The sequence below is a fragment of the Methylococcales bacterium genome, assembly GCA_030949405.1.
Lineage (GTDB): Bacteria > Pseudomonadota > Gammaproteobacteria > Methylococcales > Methylomonadaceae > WTBX01.
Genome location: JAUZSN010000002.1, coordinates 1,391,495 through 1,413,160 on the forward strand (window position 1 = coordinate 1,391,495; position 21,666 = coordinate 1,413,160).

The following is a 21,666-nucleotide window of genomic DNA, read 5'->3' on the forward strand; positions in this document are numbered from 1 at the left end:
ACGTCCAATGCGTCTAACATTTTTATTATTGAGGAAGTTATGAAATTTAAGTTGTTATTAATTGCACTTTGCTGCCTGCCTTTCGGGGTCAATAGCGCGGAAACTGAAAGCAAGGTTCATGAAAAAGTTTTAAAAAATGGGTTAAAAATCCTAATCAAAGAAGACCGTCGGTCCCCTGTTGTTGTGACTCAAATTTGGTACAAAGTCGGTAGCAGTTATGAGCCTAATGGGATTACTGGCATTTCTCACATGCTTGAACACATGATGTTTAAAGGGACAAAAAAATACCCCGCAGGTGAGTTTTCTAAAATTATTGCCGAAAATGGAGGCAATGAAAATGCGTTTACAGGTCAAGATTATACCGCGTATTTCCAAACCTTGGAAAAATCACGGCTGGAAATTAGTTTTAAATTAGAAGCCGATCGAATGCGAAATTTGCATTTATTAAAAGAAGAGCTAGTTAAAGAGTTAGAAGTCGTTACAGAAGAACGCCGAATGCGTACCGATGATAAACCGCGCGCTAAAACTTACGAGCATTTTATGGCGATGGCATTTTCCAACAGTCCTTACAAAAACCCTGTCATTGGTTGGCCTAGCGATATTTCGGCTTATCAGGTTGACGATTTAGAAGCATGGTATCAACGTTGGTACGCGCCTAATAATGCAACTCTAGTGGTGGTTGGCGATATAGAGGCCGAGAAGGTGTTTGCTTTAGCTGAAAAATACTTTGCAGGCTTTAAGGCCGAAGTCATCAAGCCTTTAAAACCCCAATTGGAAATAGAGCAGCACGGTGTGCGTAAAATGACCTTGAAGTTACCTGCAAAACTTCCTTACTTAATCATGGGTTATAAGGTCCCTGTGTTAAATACGTTGGATGATGATTCCGAAGCCTATGCCTTGGAAGTTTTGGCGGGAATTTTAGACGGGGGAAATAGTGCGCGTTTAAGTAAACATTTAGTGCGAGGTCAACAAATTGCGGTTTCTGCCAGCGCGGGTTATTCCTTAGCCGCGCGTTTAGATGATTTATTGACTTTATCAGCCACACCTGTTGAAGGTAAAACGATTGAAGAACTGGAAGCGGCTTTAAAAGTTGAGGTTAAATTATTACAAACAGAGTTAGTTGGTCAGGATGAGTTACAACGAATTAAAGCTCAAGTTTTAGCAGGCGCGGTTTATCAACGGGATTCTAATTTCTATCAAGCGATGTTATTAGGGATGATGGAAACCGTGGGCATTGGTTGGCAAGAAATGGATCATTATATTGAAAATGTTAATAAAATTACCGCTGAACAAGTGCGTGATGTTGCGATTAAATATTTAATTGACGATAAATTATCCATTGCGTATTTGGATCCTCAACCGATTACAAAACCTTCTAAACCCGCCTCAATAGCAGGAGCGCGTCATGCGAACTAAATTATTATCCGTTGTTTTATTTGTTTTTTCAGTTTCTATACAGGCGGAAGTCAGTATTCAACAATGGCAAACCTCACAAGGCGTGCCTGTTTATTATATTAATAATTCCGCCTTGCCGATGGTTGACATCAAAGTTATTTTTGATGCGGGCAGTGCGAGAGATTTAAAACAACATGGGGTGGCCTCTTTTACCTCCAGTTTATTAAAAACAGGCGCGGGTAAATGGAGTGCGGATCAAATTGCTGAACGTTTTGAAAGTGTCGGGGCGCAATTTAGTGTTGGAGCAAGTGATGATTCGGCTTCGCTGTCATTAAGAACACTAACAGAGCCTAAGTTATTTGATAAAGCATTGGCAACGATGCAAACAGTTTTAACCCAGCCTACGTTTGCCTCCGCTGATTTTAATCGGGAACAAACGCGTTTATTAACCTTATTGAAGCATCGTGAAGAATCACCAGGGGCAATTGCAAGTCTTGCTTTTTATAAGGCACTCTATGGTGATCATCCTTATGCCTACGCAGGTTCGGGTTATATTGAAACCGTTTCTAAATTTAAGCCCAGTGATACTCAAGCATTTTATAAAAGTCATTATGTGACGGCGAATGCAATGGTGGTTATTGTCGGTAATTTAAACAAACAACAAGCCACCTATACCGCTGAAACGCTGATGGCGAAACTTCCTAAAGGACAAAAACCTGCGCCGTTGCCTGATGTTAAATTACCTGAAAAATCAACAACCCAATATATTAATTATCCTTCAACACAAACTCATGTCTTAGTCGGTTTTCCTGGGATGGATCGCCATGATAAAGATTATATTGCTCTTTATGTGGGGAATCATATTTTAGGCGGCAGCGGTTTGGTCTCTAAATTATTTAAGGAAGTGCGGGAAAAACGGGGTTTAGCCTATAGTGCCTACAGTCATTTTTCACCGATGGTTAAGAAAGGGCCTTTTACGATGGGTTTACAAACTAAAAACGATCAAACCCAAGAAGCGTTAAAAGTTTTAAATACCACCTTAAGTGATTTTATTAATCAAGGCATTACGGAAGAAGAATTAATTGCGGCTAAGAAAAATATTACGGGGGGCTTTGTTATTCGTTTTGATAATAACAGTAAATTAATGCGTTATTTAGGCTTAATTGGTTTTCATAAATTACCGTTAGATTATCTCAATACCTTTCCTCAACGGGTTGAAGCGATTACGGTAGCCGATATTAAAGAGGCGTTTAAACGTCGCGTTCGTCCTGAGTTATTACAAACGGTTACTGTCGGGGGAAGTCTTAAAGAAACTAAAAAATAATTGGAATGATTAAAAAGTACCTATTTTATCCGTAGGTGCTACGATGCTTTTAAAGGCGACTTCGTTAAGAGGAAATTATATAAGGTAAGAATAGAGACGCGAAGCCTTGTGTCTCTACTCTTTTTGGCGATCCACTTACCGTTCGTTCTGAGCCTAGTTGAAGGGCGGACGGTTAGCCATTCATACGTCAATACGCTCAGTATAAACGGTTTAAACTCAACGTGTCCCACCCTAAGTTCGTCGCCATAACGTACACACCCCTCCCTTAAGAATGACTCAAAAAATAAGATGATAGCTCACGGTTCTCTCTAACGAATATAACATTAAAAGGCTCAAGAAATGGATACACATAAAAATACACACCCCTTAAAATTCACAGGCTCTAGTGCTGAGTTTTTTAAAATATGGATTGTAAATATAATGTTAGGAATGAGAACTAAATAATACTCGAAACTTAAAATATATTTTTACCATGAAGAACATGAAGTTCATGAAGAAAAATCATTAAAACTTCATGTTCTTCATGATTTATATGTTTTATTGCGTAAACCAATGTGTAGTTTCGGGTATTATTAAAATGGCGTTCCTTAGAACATTCAAACGGGTATCAATTAGCGTTTCGTTATAGTGCGCCTTTAGGTGCGAATGCTTTAGCGTTACCCGGTGGGATTATTATTGTCACGGATGCATTAGTTCACCTTGCTGATAATGACCCGCAAATTATGGCTGTTTTGGCGCATGAGTTAGGTCATGTCATCGCACATCATGGCTTGCGCTCAATCTTTCAAAATTCATTTACCGCATTATTAATGTCTGGGATTTTAGGTGATATAAGTTCGATTTCGAGTCTTGCGGTTGCATTACCCACACTCTTAGTTGATATGCGTTATTCACGCCAATTTGAACGTGAAGCCGATGATTACGCCTTGGAGTTTTTGAAAATAAATAACATTGACCCAAAAGCCTTCGCAGAAATTTTAACGCATTTACAGGCCCCATTGCCTAGTGATTCCGATTCTAATTATTTTTCAAGTCCCCCCTGCTATGGCAGAACGTATTAAACGGGCTTATGACTCAAAATCATCCCTTTCACGTTAATGCAAGAGACGCGAATCCTCACGTCTCTATGAACATGGTCTTGGGTTTTAAAGAGATAAAATCCTGCTATTCTTCTTCTGAATTTTCTTCATTCGCATTATTAGAAACGCCTTGTTTTACTTTTAATTGTGCTGTTTTTTCCCGATGCTCAAATATATTGCCTATTGTAAAAGCACTGCCGATGGTACTTAAGCCCAAGACAAAGTTCATAAAAAAAGAATCGGGAGGTGAATCGCCTTTTAGACCTAAAAGCACAAAGTAGCCAAAGGTACCTAATGTAAAAATGACGAGCATCCATTTAGTTAAAACGACTTTTCGACTTCCTTCCGCGACAGAAGAATTTGTGCCATTATTTTTCATTTTTTTCCTTATCTTAAATTACACACGCTCAGGAGTACAAAACATGTTTTGTACTCCTGCGTTTAGCCTAACCTTAAAATTATTTAAGAGATAACATTAAGGAAAGGGACTGATAATTCGGCGTGAAAAAATATATTTTTTCACGCCATAATATTCCACTTTGTAAGGGGAGGATAGCCTATTTTAATTTTCCTAATCTAAGGGCAAATCATTTTTTAATAGGCCGTATAAATGATGAATAAGCTTATCCGCGCCATCATCGGTTTTATCATCAAACGTTATTTCATCGCCATCATCCAGAAAATCCATTTCAAAATGATCCAGCTTTTCAGCGGTCACGTCAACACTGGCGATTTTTTTAGTTAAGATGATTTTATAAGCAGCTTTAGCATAATCATCTTTAAATAAAAAAAAAGCAAGGTTATCGAGCATATTGGTGGTTTTTATATCATCAGGATCATAGTTAACAAAATAAGTTCCTGCTTCTTGGTCGCGATCCTTAATTTCAATTTGATGAAATTCCAGTGCCGTCGCTATCGTTGTCCACGCTTGTTCAAATGGTTGTTTTAAATTTAAATGGTTTGAATCGAGTAAGGTAACCTTTGAGTTCAATCCTGTTTTAATCGTTGTTTCTGTTAGGGCGGGTGCATTAATTTCATGGGATATTTCAAGAGTCGGGGGACGTTCTAATACCGCATTATCGTGGTGTTTTTGAGTGCTATTACATCCGATAACTAGCAAGGATGCCCCCATCAATCCTATAAATTTAACAACCGCTTTCATTTAATTTCTCTTAAATAGCTTCGCAAAATAAACGTCTATGCTTCAAAACAGGAAAATTAGTCCGTACTTTGTCTAATTTAGCCTTATCTATGTCGGCACATACCACGCCCGCCCCTGTTTTGTGACAGCCTAAAACCGTTCCCCACGGATCAACGATCATACTATGACCGAAAGTCTTACGCCCATTGACATGAAATCCCCCTTGATTAGGCGCGATAACATAACATAAATTTTCAATGGCGCGCGCCCGTAAAAGAACTTCCCAATGCGCCGCCCCTGTTTCAGCGGTAAATGCAGAGGGTGCAATAATAATTTCAGCCCCTTTATGGACTAATTGTCGAAAAAATTCAGGAAAACGTAAATCATAACAAATAGCTAATCCAATTTTACCAAACGGGGTGTCTATAATCACCGATTCAAACCCCGCCTCTATGGAATTAGATTCAAAATATTTTTCATCGGTATCGGGGACACTGACATCAAATAAATGGACTTTATCATAACGTGCAACCCGCTCTCCTTTGTTATTGTAGACTAAACAGGCGGCTCTAATTTTAGTCTCATCATCAGCAACTAAAGGGATCGTCCCTGCAATAATCCACACCGCATATTTTTCAGCCGTTTTTGCTAAAAATTGCTGAATAATTCCAACGCCATCGTGTTCTTTTTCATTGACCTTATCAAATTCATTCATTCCCATAATCGCAAAATTTTCGGGTAATGCGACTAGTTTTGCGCCTTGTTTAACGGCGGTTGCTATGAGCTTCTCAGCTTCTAAAAGATTTGCGCCAACATTAGGGCTAGAGGCCATTTGTATGGCTGCACATTTATTCATTCGTTGATTTCCTATTATTCTTATTTATTAGTCTGAAATCCATGAAAAATCAGTCAGTCCTCGTCCTATTTTAAGGAGTAACCCATCTTGTTCATGTAACGGTTTTACCTCAAGATTATTCCATTTTCCATATAAATGATAGTTGGTCCGTAAATAAAAACCTTCCGTGTATTCACCTGTAATCGTTTGAGCAATCATCGTTGCAATACTTCCCACAATTGTACCAGCAATAGGCAGTGCCGCAGAACTTTTAGGAATCACTGAAATTTCTTTATCCAGTTCTTGTTTCCCTAAATTAATAGAGCCTTTTAAAATAATCTTTGCAGGAATCGCATCAACAATAAGTTCATTACTATAGGCAATGCCATTTTCCACGGTGTAACGTCCTGTAATGGTATTAAACGTGAGACCTTCTTGATAAACATCACTAAAATTTAATTGTAACCGTTTAATCCACTGCTCCATCGCTAAAACCCCAAGTAACCGTCCAAAACCGGGTTCAATACTTGAAAGACGTCCTTCGTTAAGCTCTAATTTCAGACCCCCATTTAAGTCTGCAAACGAAAATTGATAAGGGGCGGCTTGCCAATTAAAATCAAAGGTAAGGGTGGCAACGGTTTCTTTTACTTCATGGCTAAAATCTAGTTTTTTTAATAATGCTCCAAATTTTTTTGATTTTAATTGCCCTTTAAAATCCGACAGTAACTGACCGTTTTCTTTATACCAATGTCCCGTTAGCGACAGTGTATCTTGATCGTTCCAAATATTAATGGCATCAAAAAAAACCCCGTGCTGATCGGCCTGACTACTGAGTGAAAACTTGCCTAAATTTTGTTTTCGCCAAATTAATTGCTGGCTCCGAATAGAGATCAGTGGAAGTTTCCCCTGTTTATTAATTGGCTTTGTATCGTCATTAAGAGCTAATTTTGTTAATTCATCAAGATTAATCGTTTCCATATCAAGCTGATAATTAGCCTGATCGGTGGTGATTGGAAATTTTATTTTTCCTGTTGCAAACGCGCTATTAATACGTCCTTTCCAGTTAATATCATCGCGAGCTAAATTGAATGTAAATGCGCCTAAATTTTTATTATTCCAATTCAGCGCAGGGGTGTTTATCTCAATACGGGTTAATAAGGTGGGTTTATCCTTTTTTTTCGGGGTGTCAGTATTAATCAACGGCAACCACGCTAAGGGCGAAAACGTTGCTTGATTTATTTTGATGGTAAGACCCCGTTGTTTAGGATAAAACAGACTGCCTTCACCCCATAAAATATCGGCTGAATGTAATTTTTTACGCTGTTTATCAATCTCAAGTTTAATGTGTAAATCAGATTGATAACGAAGATTCACCCGTAATAAAGGGTCGGGTTTTAAAAATAAATCAATGGCTAACGGTCTTTTTTGATGTGCTTTTTTTGCAAGACGATCGGGTAATGTTAACGCGATCCCTTTTAAATTAGAGCGTAAGTGTAATTTAGTATTACGGTTTTTCGCAGCAGGTAAGCTAAGTTCTAATTGATAGGTGGCTTTACCTTCCGCAAATTTTAAATCGGCTAATTTAAATTGTCGTTGTAAGGCTTTTACCCCCACTTCACCGTTAATATTAAGTTTAACGGCCTGGGGCGTATCTTTAATTTTAATTTTAATCGGTGACTCTATCGCCACGGCTTGCAGATCATTACTGTAAAAATGTTTCTCATCAAAATTAATCGTCCCTTTAAAGTGAGTCAGGGGTAAATCAATCGCGCGTACTATCAATGAACTTTGACTAAATTTCACCTGACCTTTTAATTGATCCCCCCCTTGATCCATCAATGGAATTTTTAAATGAACCCCAATGTCACTGTTACCTTTGATGGTTAATTGTTCTAAAATTTCATCAATCGGGAGTTTTAAGGGGGTTTTCTGTAACCAATTTAATGCCTCGAGGGTACGTGATTTTGCCGTTAAATCAACCGATAAATACGCACTGTCTTTCAAAGAAGGAATTTTCGCCACGGTCTTATTAACCGTCACATTCCTCGATTGGGCATGATTAATCGTGACCTCTAAGCCCTCATTTAAAAACATGACCTCGGCATTAATCGCTTTTAGATTAGGCCATTTTTCAGCATAGGCCAGCTCAAGCTGATGGGTCTTAAATAAAACTTGAAATACCCCCTCATGCTTCTTGAAAGGAAACGCATCTAAATGCCCGTGAAATAAGATCCCCCCCTGTTTTATGGCACCACTAACAAAGGCACGATCTAACCAAGCGAGGGTTTCTTTACTCATTTTACCGACAGGAAAATAATGTTTTAACTGACTGACATCCTTAATATCATAAAAAGCGGTGTGTAAATCAATAAAGTTAGCTTGTTTTGTTTTTGGAATCGTCAGGGTAAATTGACTTTCAGTGCGTAAATGAGGGGTTTTTAGGCGTAATAAGGGGGTGTTTAGTCTCCAATGATCACAGAATTGTTGCCAATGAACAATCCCTGTTAATTGCTTTATTTTTAAGGGCTTCCGTACTAATTTTTTAGACCGTACTTTTACATTCTGACTGGTAAATGTGAGTTTACCGCCCTCGTCACTGCCTTGAATTGAACCTGATAAATTGGATAGATTAGGCATCCCTGTCATGCCTTGAATTGCAAGCTGTTTAAAGTCTGCGTTTAAAGCATAGCGTTGTTGTTTTAAATCCGCAAATAACCGTCCTTTTGATAAAACTCCGCTTAATAAAAGCCTCTTTTTAAAGATGGGTTTATCGGTTATTAACGGCATAAAAAATTGACTTAAACGACTTAATAACTGTAAATCTATTTTCGTTATTGTCGCGGCTACTTGTTGTTTATGATTAGCTCCTAATGAAAAGGTTGATCGTATTCCCTTTTTTTGAGTGGTTTGTAAATTTTCTACCGCGAGCCGCCAATGATCCATTTGATTAGCCCAATTAAACCGAGTCTTGACTCGACTAAACTTAATTTTTTTCTTATCCTGACGCTGAAAACTTACTTTTTTAGCATCAATATAACCCGTTAACGCATTCAGTTCAGAATGTTGAATTTTTCCCCATAGTTTAAAATCACCTTGCCCCCGATTAAGGGTTAATTTTAAGGGGAGTTCCCCTGTGAGTAATTTTGAAAACTGAATGTTATCGCCTTCAATAAAGAGTCGCCCACTTAGATTATCAGGCTCGAAGAGATTCCCTTGTATTTCAACGGAAGCGCGTAATTTCTTCCCATAAACAGAGGGTAATTGACTTAAAAAATGAATTTGATGGCGGCGTTGAGCCCCCTCATTTTTAATAATCAGATCAACGTGTTTAAACGTCACTTTTTTACCGTGTCTTTTTTTATCTAGCCAAGTGATTTCACTTTGCAATAATTGATATTGTTTCCCCTGTAAAAGCCACAGAGGTTGCCCTTCACCTGCTTTTAATCCCAGAAGACTGAAGCTCCCATCGTGTTGTCGAATTACTGATAATTTTGCCCCGATTAAACTTACTTGGGTCGCGGCAAGTAGCTGGCCCGTTAACACCCACTCCACTAAATCAACCCCAATGTGTAATTCTTTAAGACTGATCGCTTGTTTATTTTCAGGCGTGGATAAAAAAATATCGTTTAAAATAATTTCAGGATGGAGGCGGTACATTTTTGCTGATAAATGTTTAATACTGACAGGGGCATCAACAAGTTCGGAGAGTTTCAGTTCTAATTCATGTTTATAAACGTCGATACAAAACACAAAAAGACGTATTACCGTTAAGACGAAGGCAATAAAAATAAGACTAAGAAGGGTAAGATAACGCGTAAGGCGAGTTAATTTAGAAATCACTCATTATCCTAGAGAATAGGGCGGACACGATTTTGTCCCTTAAAATGGAGTCGGTTGGTTAAGTGATGAGGGTGATCTCAATAAATGCAATCACTAACCCTCTTATTTACAATAAAACCACATCATACTGCTCTTGATTATATTCCGATTCGGCACGAAATTTAATTTGCACATTTAGAAAAACCTCTAATTCTGATAGCATATCAGCGGCCTCATCAAGGAGGGCTTCAACGACTTCATGTGAGGCCAAAACTAATAATTTTTGCACCTTATATTGTCGCACTTCACGAATAATTTCTCTAAAAATTTCAAGACACATGGATTCGGCTGTTCTTAAGACACCACGCCCTTCACATACCGAGCAAGGTTCACATAAAATATGCTCTAAACTTTCTCGCGTCCGTTTACGGGTCATTTCGACGAGACCTAAAATAGAGACGGTGGAGATATGGGTTTTTGCATGGTCTTTTGCAAGATAGCGTTCTAAGGCTTCTAATACTTGATCTTTATGACGGCTACTTTGCATATCAATAAAATCAATAATAATAATACCCCCCAGATTTCTAAGTCTCAACTGTCGTGCAAGGGTCTGTGTTGCCTCAAGATTGGTTTTAAAAATAGTCTCTTCTAAGTTCCGCCCACCGACATAGGCCCCCGTATTAACATCAATCGTGGTCATCGCTTCGGTTTGATCGAAAACTAAATAACCCCCTGATTTTAAAGGAACTTTTCGATCCAAGGCTTTTTTGATTTCCCCTTCGACATTGTAAATATCAAACACAGGACACTCGCCTGAATAATGTTCAATAATGGGGACAATTTCAGGAACAAAGGTTTTTGCAAATTCAGTGACCCGTATAAATGTTTCACGCGAATCAATACGAATACGCTCAATACTTTCACTGTAAAGATCCCTTAAAATACGTTCACTTAAGGGGAAATCTTGATAAATAAGGGTTTTAGGCAACGCAAGTTCAACCTTTGCCGCGATAGACTCCCATAATTTAATTAAAAAGGTCATGTCGGCAAATAAAATCGGCTCTTCAATACATTCGGCTGCGGTACGGGCAATAAAGCCTCCACAGTTATTTTTCTTTTGAAACGCCGTGCTACACGTTTTTAATCGGGCGCGTTCATTTTGACATTCAATGCGTTGAGAAACACCAGAGGCTTTACTATAAGGCATGTAAACTTGAAAGCGGGACGGAATTGAGATTTCAGTGGTTAAACGCGCCCCTTTAGACCCTAAAGGATCTTTCGTAACTTGCACAATAACCGATTGCTTATCATGCAAATAGCGTTCAATATTATCACAGCCCTTTTCTTTGGCTTTGAAGTCGGATAAATGTAAAAAAGCCGCTTTCGGTAATCCAATATCAATAAAAGCGGCTTGCATTCCTGGTAAAACCCGACACACCTCGCCTTTATAAATATTACCCACTAAACCCCGTTGTAGAATTCGCTCAATCACGAGTTCTTGCAAAATACCATTTTCGATGAGTGCGACGCGTGTTTCCGGTGGCGTAACATTAATTAAGATTTCTTCACTCATGGATAATTTTTATTCCCTGTTTAGATAAAAGTTCAGCGGTTTCAAATAAGGGTAACCCCATCACCGCTGAAAAACTGCCTTTGATTGATTCGATGAAAATACTTCCTAGACCTTGAATAGCATAGCCACCTGCTTTATCGCAGGGTTCGCCTGTTTTCCAGTAGTTCCGCATTTCAGACGGCTGAAGCGATCTAAATTTAACCTCAGTGATGACTAATCGCTGCCAATGTTCAGTCCCCCTAAACGAAATCGCACTACAAACCTGATGCGTTGTTCCCGATAACTGCGTTAGCATCTCGGCGGCATGGGCTTGATTTTCAGGCTTTCCCATGATTTTTTTATTTAAAATGACCGCCGTATCCGCCGCAAGTACAGGCAAGATGGGATTATCTAGCTTAACACACGCGGCCGATTTTTCAGCGGCTACCCGCTGTACATACACTAAAGGGGATTCATTTTTTAAGGGGGTTTCATCAATATCAATCCGGCAAACATGATAAGTAACCCCTAATTGAGTCAATAATTCGCGTCGTCGCGGTGAATTTGACGCTAAAATAATCTGTGTCATGATGATTTAGCGGTGATAAGGGTGGTTGTTAAGAAGACTCCACGCACGGTATATTTGTTCAGCCACTAAAACGCGAACAAGGGGATGAGGAAACGTTAAGTTAGATAAGCTCCACGATTGGTGAGCGCGTGCTTTTACGGCATCAGCAAGGCCTTCAGGACCACCAACTAATAACGCAATGTTTTGTCCGCTTTCGAGCCAGCTTTTAAGGTTAACGGACAGGGCTGGAGTCGTCCATGCTTTTCCAGGAATATCAAGGGTCACCAGATGACTTCTCGGTGAAATGGCCGCTAACATTTTTTCGCCTTCATCTCTTATAATTCGCTGAGTATCGCTATTTTTCCCTCGTTTTCCTGCGGGAATTTCTCTTAAAATTAATTCACACGCCTTCGGCAAGCGTTTAGCGTAATCATCGTAGCCTTGTTCAATCCAAGCGGGCATTTTTTTTCCCACGGAAATAAGTTGTATTTGCATAATGAGTTGAATTCAAGCTAATGAGATAAAAAAAGGACACTTAGCGTGTCCTTTTAAAAATTAATTCTTTAAATTTAGGGCATCCTTTATTTTTCAGTTTACAGTTTAAATCGGAGTCCAATAGCACTAGCGGTTGGCGAATCACGAAACGAGCTAATGCTATTTTACGCCACACTATTTTTTAAGAATAAAGTGTAAACTATATTTTGAGCTAAATGAAGGATGCCCAATTTAGCAACCTATTTGTTAGGCTGCTTGTACAGGAATTACATGACTGGCATGACTGATATTATTTTGTTCATCAAAATAAACTAACGTGGGTTTATAGGCTTCAAGTTCTTTTTCATTATAGCTTGCAAACGCACAAACGATAATCAAATCACCTGGACAGGCACGACGAGCCGCCGCCCCATTAATTGAAAAAATTTTAGAGTCCGCTTCTGCACGAATCGCATAGGTGGTAAAACGTTCGCCATTATTAATGTTATAAATTTGAATTTGCTCGTATTCTTTGATTCCCGAACGGTCTAAAATAGTGGAATCAATAGCACAAGAGCCTTCATAGCCCAATTCAGAGTGTGTAACCGTCGCCCGGTGCAATTTTGCTTTAAGCATTGTGGCTTGCATAATAAATAAACTTAAATACTTGTGAACTCTTGATTATGCCTTATTTTAATAAGACTATCAACTTTCAAATGATTCTTCTTTAGTTTTATCCTTTAAATTTTCCCCATCACGATTAATTCTAACTTCGGTTGGATAGGCAAATTCTAAATTATTTTTTTGAAGAATATCAGCAATTTTAAATAAAACATCTTCTTTAACGGCTAACCACTCACTCCAATTAACCGTTTTTGAAAAACAGTAGACTAAAATATCAATCGAAAAATCATTATACCGATCCATAAAGACTAATTGCATATTTTTAATGCCTTGCGTATCCGCCTGCGATGAAAACCGAAAATTTCGCCGTTTTCTTCCTTGAATCGTCGAATGGGGATTAGCAATATCGCTATGGTGTTGTAACATGGTACGAATATCCTCCAACGCCTGACGTATATCCTTCATATCGCTTTCATAGGTTAGGCCAATATACATTTTTATCCGTCGCCCAACCACCCGACGATTCCAATTTTTAACACAAGAAACCGATACCGACGCATTGGGAATGGTAATGAGTGCATTATCAAAGGTGCGAATCGTGGTACTTCGTAAACCAATTTCTGCCACCGTCCCTTCGGCATCGCCAATTTTTACCCAATCGCCCATTCTAAAAATATTATCAAAAAGAATCGTTACGCCGCCAAACAAATTGGATAGGGTATCTTTTGCCGCCAAAGCAAAGGCTAAGCCGCCAATTCCTAACGTTGAGACAATCGCGGTAATATTAATACCAAAATGTTTTAAACAGACGGTTATGATAAGCACTAAAATGAGTCCTTTACTTACTTGAACGCCTAAATTAAACAACTCTTTCCGTAGCTCTTTATTGGTTCGACAAATTTTACGAATATGTAATAAAGCAATGCTGTCGAGTAATTTAAAGAAAAACCAGCTATAAATAAACGCATAAACAACGAAAATAACATTTTCAAGTAACAGTCGATAATCGGTTTTATAAAAAAAGGCATAATTCGCTAGATCAAGACCAAAAAAGATTAACAACGTTCGTAAGGGACGACGAATTTCATGATAAATTAATTCTTGATGATCGGCTCCCGCTTCGAGTAAATAGGTCTCGACAAACCAACTGGTGCATCGAAAAACAAACGGGTGAAACAGATAAACGACTAACACAATCATAATGGATAGAAAAACACCCCCAACATCAACCTTAAAGGCGGATAATTTGTGATTATAGGGTTTAATAAATTCAAAATGATTCACATAAGCAATCATTGATGGCAACGTAAAATTCTTTATCCAATGTTTAACGGATATTTGTTCAGGATTATTAGCTGCATAGCTTAAAATATCACGATAGGTATCGTTAAAAATATGAAACTGTTTGTAGTTTTTAACCACATCATGATAAATACTCGACTCGGTTTCATCAGGAAGTTCGATTAACTTTCGCTCTTTCGTGTTATCACTTAACGCTTGTTTTGCGTAAAGAACAATTGTTTCAGGTTGTTCATAATTATGAGCCGCTTGAATGAAGTAGAGAATCGACTCATGAGTATTTTGTTGAACATGATACAAGGCCTGTTTTAATTTATCTCGTTGTACGGCCAAGGTGTTATTTTTTTCTTGATTGACACTAATACGCGTTTTTAAAAAATTTAATCGTTTTTTATCAATAACCCCCGGTAATTTTTCAACGAGCGTTGATCTTAATTGAAACATTAAATCACTTAATAACTGATTTTTTTCGGTAAGTAAACGGTCAATTTTTTCATCATCCTCCAGCGTTAACAAGGATTGGTTAAAGCTATTGAGCTTGGAAAGCTTATTGATAACGTCATCTTGGTCACTGGGTTTCGCATTAACCGTAACACTTAAAATGAGCATAATTAAAAAAATTAATGGCTTTGTCATCGCTTAAACCTTGTTGTGGAGTTGCTAATTTAAAACTGGAAAAAAATCGGTATAAATAGAACGCCTTGCATTTTTGAGGTCGGTTCTTATATTTTAAGTTTAGTCCCTAAAGGCTAAGGGTAAGAAGCTCAATTATTTCTGCAAATAAACATTATCAATCAAACGAGGTTTCCCTAATTTTGCTGCTGCTAAAATAACCAGTGCCTGCTCATAATTAGTTGCAGATAATAAATCATTCGCACAGCAAATTGAAAAATAATCAATTTCAAAACCTATCGACGTTAAAAACTGTTGTTGTTGCCTTTCAATCGTTCTAAAATCCAGCTCATTTTGTATAATTTGGTCACGGGCGTAACCCAATGCTTGATAAAGCTTAGGCGCAATTTGACGCTGTTCTGAGGTTAAATAGCCATTACGTGAACTCATCGCCAAACCATCTGTTTCACGCATAGTTTTGATACTTTCCACGACCACTGGGCTATTTAAATCACGAATCATCAGTCGAATAATCGCGAGCTGTTGAAAATCCTTTTCACCTAAAAAAAGGAGATTGGGTTGCACGATATTTAATAATTTACACACAATCGTCGCAACGCCTGAAAAATGCCCTTTCCGTTGTTGACCACAATGCAAATCAGCCAGTGTTGAAATATGAAGGCTTGTTTGGGCATCGGGATAATAAATTTCCTCAACAGTCGGTAAAAACAACAAATCAACCCCTTCAGATATTAATGCCGTCCTATCTTGTTGTTCTGTTCGTGGGTAGCTCTTAAAATCTTCGCCTTCTGAAAACTGAGTCGGATTAACAAAAATACTCACAATAACTTTATCCGCTTTTTGTTTAGCCGCCTGTATTAAGGCTAAATGTCCCGCATGTAAATTCCCCATTGTAGGCACAAAAGCAAGCGTCATTCCTTGTTGAGTCCATTTTTTTATCGTCGCGCGTAGGCTTTGAATTGAATTAAGCGTTTGCATAGGGTGTGGTTTTGAATAAATATTAAATTTTTAAACGCAAATAACTGACTACTATTTACGACCTCATTTATAAATACGTTAACGTTATCGTTAAAATAATTCACATTATTTCATGATCGAGATAAGAAGCATTATATTTTTGCACTTTTAATTTCAACGGTTATTTAATTTCAACCAGGTTATTTCCTGCAAAAATTGTAGTTTATGTTTAAATTCTCATACTTTTTTTGCAGGTTTATTTTCAAGATTTAAAAAAAATCGTCACTAAATCAACAAATAAATAATTAACCTATTGAAAAAAAAGGTTATTTTCTGCTTTGGCACGATGGGTGCATTGTATAACAACAGTTCCCTTAAAATAAAAAAAGGGATTAATCTCATATAAAATTAAAAAACAGGCATAACCCAAATGAAAAAATTAAATATAATGGCAATGGTAATTGCCTGTAGCCCCTTAATAAGCCCTGCTTTTGCTGAATTACAAACCGATAGAGCGGTTGTTAATGATCCGACGTTAAGTATTGTTGCAAAAGCAAATTTTCCAACCCCTGTTAGTGGGGATCTTTATTTAGCCATTCAAACAGGGGGGAGATTCTTATTTATGACAAAGAGTGGTCAATTAACGCCTGATGTTATCCCTTTTTCACAAGGACAAGAATATTTGGGTCAAGTTCCTCTTTTTAATATCCTCGCAGAAGGTATAGCACCAGGTCGTTATACCATCTTTCAGGTCGTTGCAAATCCTGATAGCAATCCCTTAGATTTTAACAACTGGGTCGGGGGACTTGGGGGCTTAAGTAAGCTTAATTTTATGATTGGGTTACCGCCTCAGCAAAGTGGTGATTTTGATAATAACGGTTTTGCGGATGATGACATTAATCGCGATGGTTTTCATGATGACGACAAAGACCAAAATGGTTTTCATGATGCCGATACCAATAATGATGGTTTCTACGATGATGATCTTAATCAAAATGGTATCCGTGATGCGAATGAGAACATTACCCCTCCTGTAACAACTCCTGTAACAACTCCTGTAACAACTCCTGAACCTGTTCCAGTAACACCCGAACCTGTCTCCATAATTACTGAAGGTCAAGCTGCTTATGCCAGTTGTGCTTCATCGGCTTGTCATGGTGCAAATCCAGCCTTTAATCAAAACGGCGTATTAAAAGGCAGAAGTGCAACTTCAACCATGAGTGCGATTGCTGGAAATAAAGGTGGAATGGGATTTCTAAGTGCCGTAATTACAGCGGACTCTGCAAACAAAATTTCAGCTTATCTAAATAGCATTTAATTTTAAATTAAATTTATCTTCCTCATAAAATAACAGGGTCATGACACGATAGAACACTCGTTGATTATGACCCTGTTTTAGATTCTCCCCTTCTTTATTTTTAAAGCTCATTCGAGGTTTAAAACCCCCCCCCCATTCACCTTAGTTTTATTTTTAGCTTCTTTCTACCTCTTATTTTTTAAGCGGAATACCTGAAACAATGCTTCTATCGGGTTTACCTTGCTTTTTAAAGTCGATATAATCAGGTCAAATTAAATTGACCCTATAGATAAAAATATGCAAACAATGAATGATAGAGATGGACTCATTTGGATGGATGGCGAGTGGGTAGAGTGGCGTGAGGCGAAAGTTCACGTTTTAACCCACACGTTACATTATGGCGCGGGTGTGTTTGAAGGTCTACGTGCTTATCATGCTGAAGAAGGGACGGCTATTTTTAAATTAAAAGAACACACGGATCGTCTCTACCGTTCCGCGCATATTTTAAACATGAAAATTCCTTTTACCAAAGAGGTCGTAAATGAAGCCCAGCGTCTGGCTATTGGTAAAAATAATCTGGATAGTGCCTATATTAGAACAATGTGCTTTTATGGCTCAGAAGGAATGGGCTTACGCGCGGATAATTTAAAAGTCCATATCATGGTAGCTGCATGGGAATGGGGGGCTTATTTAGGGGATGAAAGCATGGAAAAAGGCATTCGTATTAGAACCTCTTCTTATACTCGCAACCATGTTAACAGTACCATGTGTAAAGCCAAGGCAAATGGTAATTATATTAATTCTATTTTAGCCTTACAAGAAGCGTTATCCGCAGGCTATGATGAGGCTTTATTATTGGATCATGAAGGTTATGTTGCTGAAGGCAGTGGTGAAAACTTATTTATTATTCGTAATGGTAAACTTTATACCCCTGAAACGACCTCCGCTTTAGAAGGCATTACCCGTGATACGATTATGACGGTTGCGCGAGAGGAAGGCTTGGAGATTGTCGAAAAGCGAATCACACGTGATGAGGTTTATGTAGCTGATGAAGCTTTTTTTACAGGTTCAGCCGCAGAAGTCACGCCTATTCGGGAATATGATGATCGGCTTATTGGCTCTGGAACGCGGGGTGAAATTACTGAAAAATTACAAAGTCTCTATTTTGATTATGTGCATGGTCGCCGTGGAACGCATCCTGAATGGTTAACCTATACCGCTTAGGCAGAATACGCTAATAATTTCCAATAAATTTGCAGGGTCTTGACGTTACTTCTCAAGCGAAATAAGCTAACCCAGTCTACAAAATTTATTTTTATTTTGTAGGCGACTTTTGGACGTTATTAACCCTTTAACCCTTTACCTCTTACCTTTCATCCCGTTACCCATGAAAAATTCTCGTATTTTAATTGTAGGAGCCTCATGGATTGGCGACATGGTCATGGCACAAAGTTTATTCATGACCTTGAAGCAACAACACCCCGATTGCCAGATTGATGTCCTTGCCCCTAAATGGACGTTTGCATTATTAGACCGAATGCCCGAAGTATCGACAGCAATTGAAATGCCATTAGGTCATGGTAAATTAGGATTAATGGAGCGGATTCAATTAGGCAAACGATTACGCGATCAGCACTATGACCAAGCCATCCTATTACCTAATTCATGGAAATCAGCGTTAACGCCTTTTTTTGCTAATATTCCGCTGAGAACGGGTTATGTAGGTGAATGCCGTTGGGGGTTATTAAATGATGCTTATAAATTAGATAAAACCCAGCTAACAAAAACTGTTCAGCGATTTGTTGCTTTAGCTTACCCAAAAACAGCGACCACACGGCCCATTTGTCCTGTTCCGTCGTTTAAAGTTTCAGACGATCAACAACAACGGATGCAAGATAAGTTTAATTTAAACCGTCAAGCTAAGGTTTTGGTTCTTTGTACAGGGGCGGAATTTGGACGATCAAAGCGTTGGTTAGGGGATTATTATGCTCAAGTCGCTAATCATTTTCTTTCTGAAAACTGGCAGGTTTGGTTATTAGGTTCAGAAAAAGATAAAACGACCGCTGCTGAGGTTAATCAACAGACGAATAATACCTGTCATGATTTTACAGGTTCGACCTCTATTGCAGACGCGGTTGATTTAATGTCATTAGCAACGATGGTAGTGGCTAATGATTCAGGATTAATGCATATTGCCGCAGGATTAAATAAAAATTTAATAGCGATTTATGGTTCTTCAGATCCAAACTTTACTCCGCCTCTGAATGAAAATGCAACGGTCATTAATTTAGGTCTTGAGTGTTCGCCGTGTTTTAAACGCGTCTGTCCTTTAGAGCATACACGATGCTTAACCGAGATTAAGCCGAAACAAGTGATTGAGGCGATCCATCAAAAAATGCAACGGACGTTAGAGTAAGCGACGTTAGTTTTTTTGCGTTAATAAAGTACGGAGGCGATCCACAAGTCTTTCATCACACCGATAAAGGTACGCCGCAAGGGGGAATTATCTCGACTTTGTTGGCAAATCTGTGTTTGGATGGTCTGGAAAGTTGCATGTACAAGAACATTCATGAGAAGCGTTCACACAAGATTAATGTGATTCGTTATGCGGATGATTTTATTAGATATTATACCGATCTTCCTCTATTGCAAAAATGAAGATATTCATTTATCTTAACCTCTTTAATTCTTAGCATAAAAACACAATGAAATTTCAGGATGCTGTTAAAAAAATAAACTTTTTTCTGGCTATGAGAGGTGATATTCCTTTAACGTCACCTTGAAAAACAATCGTCCCCCAGAAATCCAGCATAGGGAGTTTTGAATTGGTTCAAAACAACCATTGAGCTTGGTTGTTTTCAACCGATTTAATGGTTTGAGCAATCACTAAGCTATTTTAAAAAATAAAAAACTTTATTAAATTCAATTAGTTATCTTAATTTTGATTTATGGCATAGGCTTTGCACTATCTATTTTAATATTTTATTTTGGAGACTTATCTTTATGAATAATTCATCGATACAAAATGTTCCTGAAACAGGTATTGCTGGCTTAAAAAAATATTGGCGAGACGATCTTCTTTCTGGATTTTTAGTTTTTTTGATTGCTTTGCCCTTGTGCTTAGGTATTGCTATGGCATCAGGTTTGCCTCCAATGGCCGGTATTTTAAGTGCCATAGTCGGCGGAATGCTGGTTTCTCGTGTCAATGGTTCTTATATAACGATTACGGGCCCCGCTGCGGGTTTGATTGTTATTATTCTGGATGCTGTGCAAAGCATGGGGCAGGGCGATGCGATTGCGGGATACCGTTATACCTTAGCGGCTATTGTCGTTGCTGGGATTATCCAGATACTGATGGGGCAGTTTAAATTAGGGACGTTGAGTGCTTTTTTTCCATCGTCAGTCGTACACGGTATGCTGGCTGCAATTGGCGTTATTATTATGACTAAGCAATTTCATGTCATGGTCGGTACATCGCCAGAATCGGGTAGTATTTTTTCTAGCATGGCACAAATTCCACACAGTATTATGACCATGAATGCGGAAATTGCATTTATTGGGGTGAGTAGTTTGTTATTGTTAATTTTTTGGAATAAACAACAGCATCCCTTGTTGAAAAAAATTCCAGCCCCTTTAGTCGTAGTGACTTTAGGAGTCAGTTTAGCGGCTTTTTTTAATTTGGCGCATATACATATTTTTCATGTCCCCCATCAGCTTGAGATGTTGACGGGTAATATTTTACATGACGACACGGTAGGGCCTAAATATTTAGTGGCGATTTCTGATCATTTTATGTCCAGTTTTTATTTTCCAGATTTTGGTAAATTTTTGACTTTAGAGTTCTGGAAAGCGGTTATTGCCATTGCCTTAGTGGGAAGTTTGGAAAGTTTACTCACCACGCAAGCCACCGACAAGTTAGACCCTTATTACCGACGTTCAAATTTGGATAAAGATTTAAGGGGAGTCGGCGTGGGTAATACCGTTGCGGGAATGATCGGCGGGACTGCGATGATTTCTGAAGTCGTGCGGAGTTCAGCGAATATTAATAATGGGGCAAAGACAGGCTGGGCAAATTTTTTCCATGGCGGGATGATGCTATTATTTGTCATGTTGTTTCCACAGGTGATTCATAGTATTCCCTTAGCGGCATTAGCGGCATTATTGGTGTATACCGGTTATAAGTTAGCCTCACCGAAAGAGTTTAAACATGTGCTTGAGATTGGTACTGAACAGTTTTTCATGTTTGTTATTACCCTTATTAGTGTCTTGGCAACCGACTTATTAATTGGGGTCGCTATCGGTATGCTGGTTAAAGTGCTGGTGCATCTTATACGGGGTGTCTGGTGGAGCAATTTATTCAAAATCTATTTTTCTATTAACGAAACACACAGCGATACCTTTGACGTTGAATTAAATGGTTCGGCTGTCTTTAGTAATTTTTTACCGCTTAAAAAAGCCTTAAATGAACTTCCAAGGGGTAAAAAAATTATTTTAAATTTAAGTAATGCTTATTTGATTGATCATACCGTTATGGAGTTTTTCCATGATTTTATGCGCGATTATCAGTTGCATGGTGGGCAATGTGAACAAATAGGGAATTCTATTCATAAGTTTTCTGATCATGATTTAGCAGCACGCTTGATGACTCATGATATGCGTAAATCTTAAT

The 21,666-nt window shown here is 38.3% G+C and carries 18 protein-coding genes and 1 pseudogene; 8 read left to right on the top strand and 11 right to left on the bottom strand.

The window, feature by feature from the left end:
* Positions 1 to 39 precede the first annotated feature (39 nt).
* The 3 genes and pseudogenes from Q9M50_07435 (at position 40) to Q9M50_07445 (ending at position 3,780) form a co-directional block, all read left to right on the top strand.
* The gene (locus Q9M50_07435) at positions 40 to 1,416 is read left to right on the top strand and encodes a pitrilysin family protein (GenBank protein ID MDQ7090463.1); all 1,377 of its coding nucleotides are present in this window, start codon (positions 40 to 42) and stop codon (positions 1,414 to 1,416) included.
* Positions 1,406 to 2,719, top strand: a complete 1,314-nt coding sequence (locus Q9M50_07440) for a pitrilysin family protein (protein MDQ7090464.1) — start codon at positions 1,406 to 1,408, stop codon at positions 2,717 to 2,719. The genes Q9M50_07435 and Q9M50_07440 overlap by 11 nt, the downstream gene beginning before the upstream one ends.
* A gap of 653 nt (positions 2,720 to 3,372) precedes the next feature.
* A pseudogene (locus Q9M50_07445) lies at positions 3,373 to 3,780 on the top strand (M48 family metallopeptidase).
* Positions 3,781 to 3,883: 103 nt separating this feature from the next.
* Here the strand turns inward: Q9M50_07445 and Q9M50_07450 are convergent.
* From Q9M50_07450 to panC, 10 genes are all read right to left on the bottom strand, one after another.
* Positions 3,884 to 4,177 carry a hypothetical protein gene (locus Q9M50_07450; GenBank protein MDQ7090465.1) on the bottom strand — a complete coding sequence of 98 codons (294 nt, stop codon included), beginning with the start codon at positions 4,175 to 4,177 and terminating at the stop codon, positions 3,884 to 3,886.
* Positions 4,178 to 4,369: 192 nt separating this feature from the next.
* The gene (bamC, locus tag Q9M50_07455) at positions 4,370 to 4,960 is read right to left on the bottom strand and encodes an outer membrane protein assembly factor BamC (protein ID MDQ7090466.1); all 591 of its coding nucleotides are present in this window, start codon (positions 4,958 to 4,960) and stop codon (positions 4,370 to 4,372) included.
* 10 nt (positions 4,961 to 4,970) lie between these two features.
* Positions 4,971 to 5,795, bottom strand: a complete 825-nt coding sequence (locus tag Q9M50_07460) for a carbon-nitrogen hydrolase family protein (GenBank protein ID MDQ7090467.1) — start codon at positions 5,793 to 5,795, stop codon at positions 4,971 to 4,973.
* A gap of 27 nt (positions 5,796 to 5,822) precedes the next feature.
* Positions 5,823 to 9,614, bottom strand: coding sequence for a YhdP family protein (locus tag Q9M50_07465; protein ID MDQ7090468.1), 3,792 nt, complete (start codon positions 9,612 to 9,614; stop codon positions 5,823 to 5,825).
* Between the two features lie 106 nt (positions 9,615 to 9,720).
* Complete coding sequence (rng, locus tag Q9M50_07470) at positions 9,721 to 11,166, bottom strand: ribonuclease G (GenBank protein MDQ7090469.1); 1,446 nt, start codon at positions 11,164 to 11,166, stop codon at positions 9,721 to 9,723.
* A complete protein-coding gene (locus Q9M50_07475) occupies positions 11,159 to 11,734 on the bottom strand; it encodes a Maf family protein (GenBank protein ID MDQ7090470.1) in 576 nt (191 codons plus the stop codon). Before Q9M50_07475 ends, rng begins: the two co-directional genes overlap by 8 nt.
* Before the next feature lie 6 nt (positions 11,735 to 11,740).
* On the bottom strand, positions 11,741 to 12,208 hold the full coding sequence (gene rlmH / locus Q9M50_07480; protein ID MDQ7090471.1) for a 23S rRNA (pseudouridine(1915)-N(3))-methyltransferase RlmH: 468 nt from the start codon (positions 12,206 to 12,208) through the stop codon (positions 11,741 to 11,743).
* Between the two features lie 246 nt (positions 12,209 to 12,454).
* On the bottom strand, positions 12,455 to 12,835 hold the full coding sequence (locus Q9M50_07485) for an aspartate 1-decarboxylase (protein MDQ7090472.1): 381 nt from the start codon (positions 12,833 to 12,835) through the stop codon (positions 12,455 to 12,457).
* A gap of 57 nt (positions 12,836 to 12,892) precedes the next feature.
* The gene (locus Q9M50_07490; protein ID MDQ7090473.1) at positions 12,893 to 14,746 is read right to left on the bottom strand and encodes a mechanosensitive ion channel family protein; all 1,854 of its coding nucleotides are present in this window, start codon (positions 14,744 to 14,746) and stop codon (positions 12,893 to 12,895) included.
* A 132-nt stretch (positions 14,747 to 14,878) separates the two neighbouring features.
* Positions 14,879 to 15,721 (bottom strand): pantoate--beta-alanine ligase, encoded by an 843-nt coding sequence (panC, locus tag Q9M50_07495; GenBank protein ID MDQ7090474.1) that lies wholly within the window; start codon positions 15,719 to 15,721, stop codon positions 14,879 to 14,881.
* Between the two features lie 409 nt (positions 15,722 to 16,130).
* Here panC and Q9M50_07500 point away from each other — a divergent pair, with 409 nt between their 5' ends.
* The 3 genes from Q9M50_07500 (at position 16,131) to waaF (ending at position 19,413) form a co-directional block, all read left to right on the top strand.
* Entirely contained in the window at positions 16,131 to 17,018 is an 888-nt protein-coding gene (locus Q9M50_07500) for a hypothetical protein (GenBank protein MDQ7090475.1), read from the top strand.
* Between the two features lie 276 nt (positions 17,019 to 17,294).
* The gene (locus Q9M50_07505) at positions 17,295 to 18,221 is read left to right on the top strand and encodes a branched-chain amino acid transaminase (GenBank protein MDQ7090476.1); all 927 of its coding nucleotides are present in this window, start codon (positions 17,295 to 17,297) and stop codon (positions 18,219 to 18,221) included.
* A gap of 163 nt (positions 18,222 to 18,384) precedes the next feature.
* Positions 18,385 to 19,413 (top strand): lipopolysaccharide heptosyltransferase II, encoded by a 1,029-nt coding sequence (waaF, locus tag Q9M50_07510; protein MDQ7090477.1) that lies wholly within the window; start codon positions 18,385 to 18,387, stop codon positions 19,411 to 19,413.
* A gap of 20 nt (positions 19,414 to 19,433) precedes the next feature.
* Here the strand turns inward: waaF and Q9M50_07515 are convergent, their stop codons facing one another.
* Entirely contained in the window at positions 19,434 to 19,568 is a 135-nt protein-coding gene (locus tag Q9M50_07515) for a hypothetical protein (protein MDQ7090478.1), read from the bottom strand.
* Here Q9M50_07515 and Q9M50_07520 point away from each other — a divergent pair.
* Together Q9M50_07520 and Q9M50_07525 are read left to right on the top strand one after the other, a co-directional pair.
* Positions 19,503 to 19,655, top strand: a complete 153-nt coding sequence (locus tag Q9M50_07520) for a hypothetical protein (GenBank protein MDQ7090479.1) — start codon at positions 19,503 to 19,505, stop codon at positions 19,653 to 19,655. The genes Q9M50_07515 and Q9M50_07520 overlap by 66 nt on opposite strands.
* Before the next feature lie 345 nt (positions 19,656 to 20,000).
* Complete coding sequence (locus Q9M50_07525) at positions 20,001 to 21,665, top strand: SulP family inorganic anion transporter (GenBank protein MDQ7090480.1); 1,665 nt, start codon at positions 20,001 to 20,003, stop codon at positions 21,663 to 21,665.
* Position 21,666: the final 1 nt, after the last annotated feature.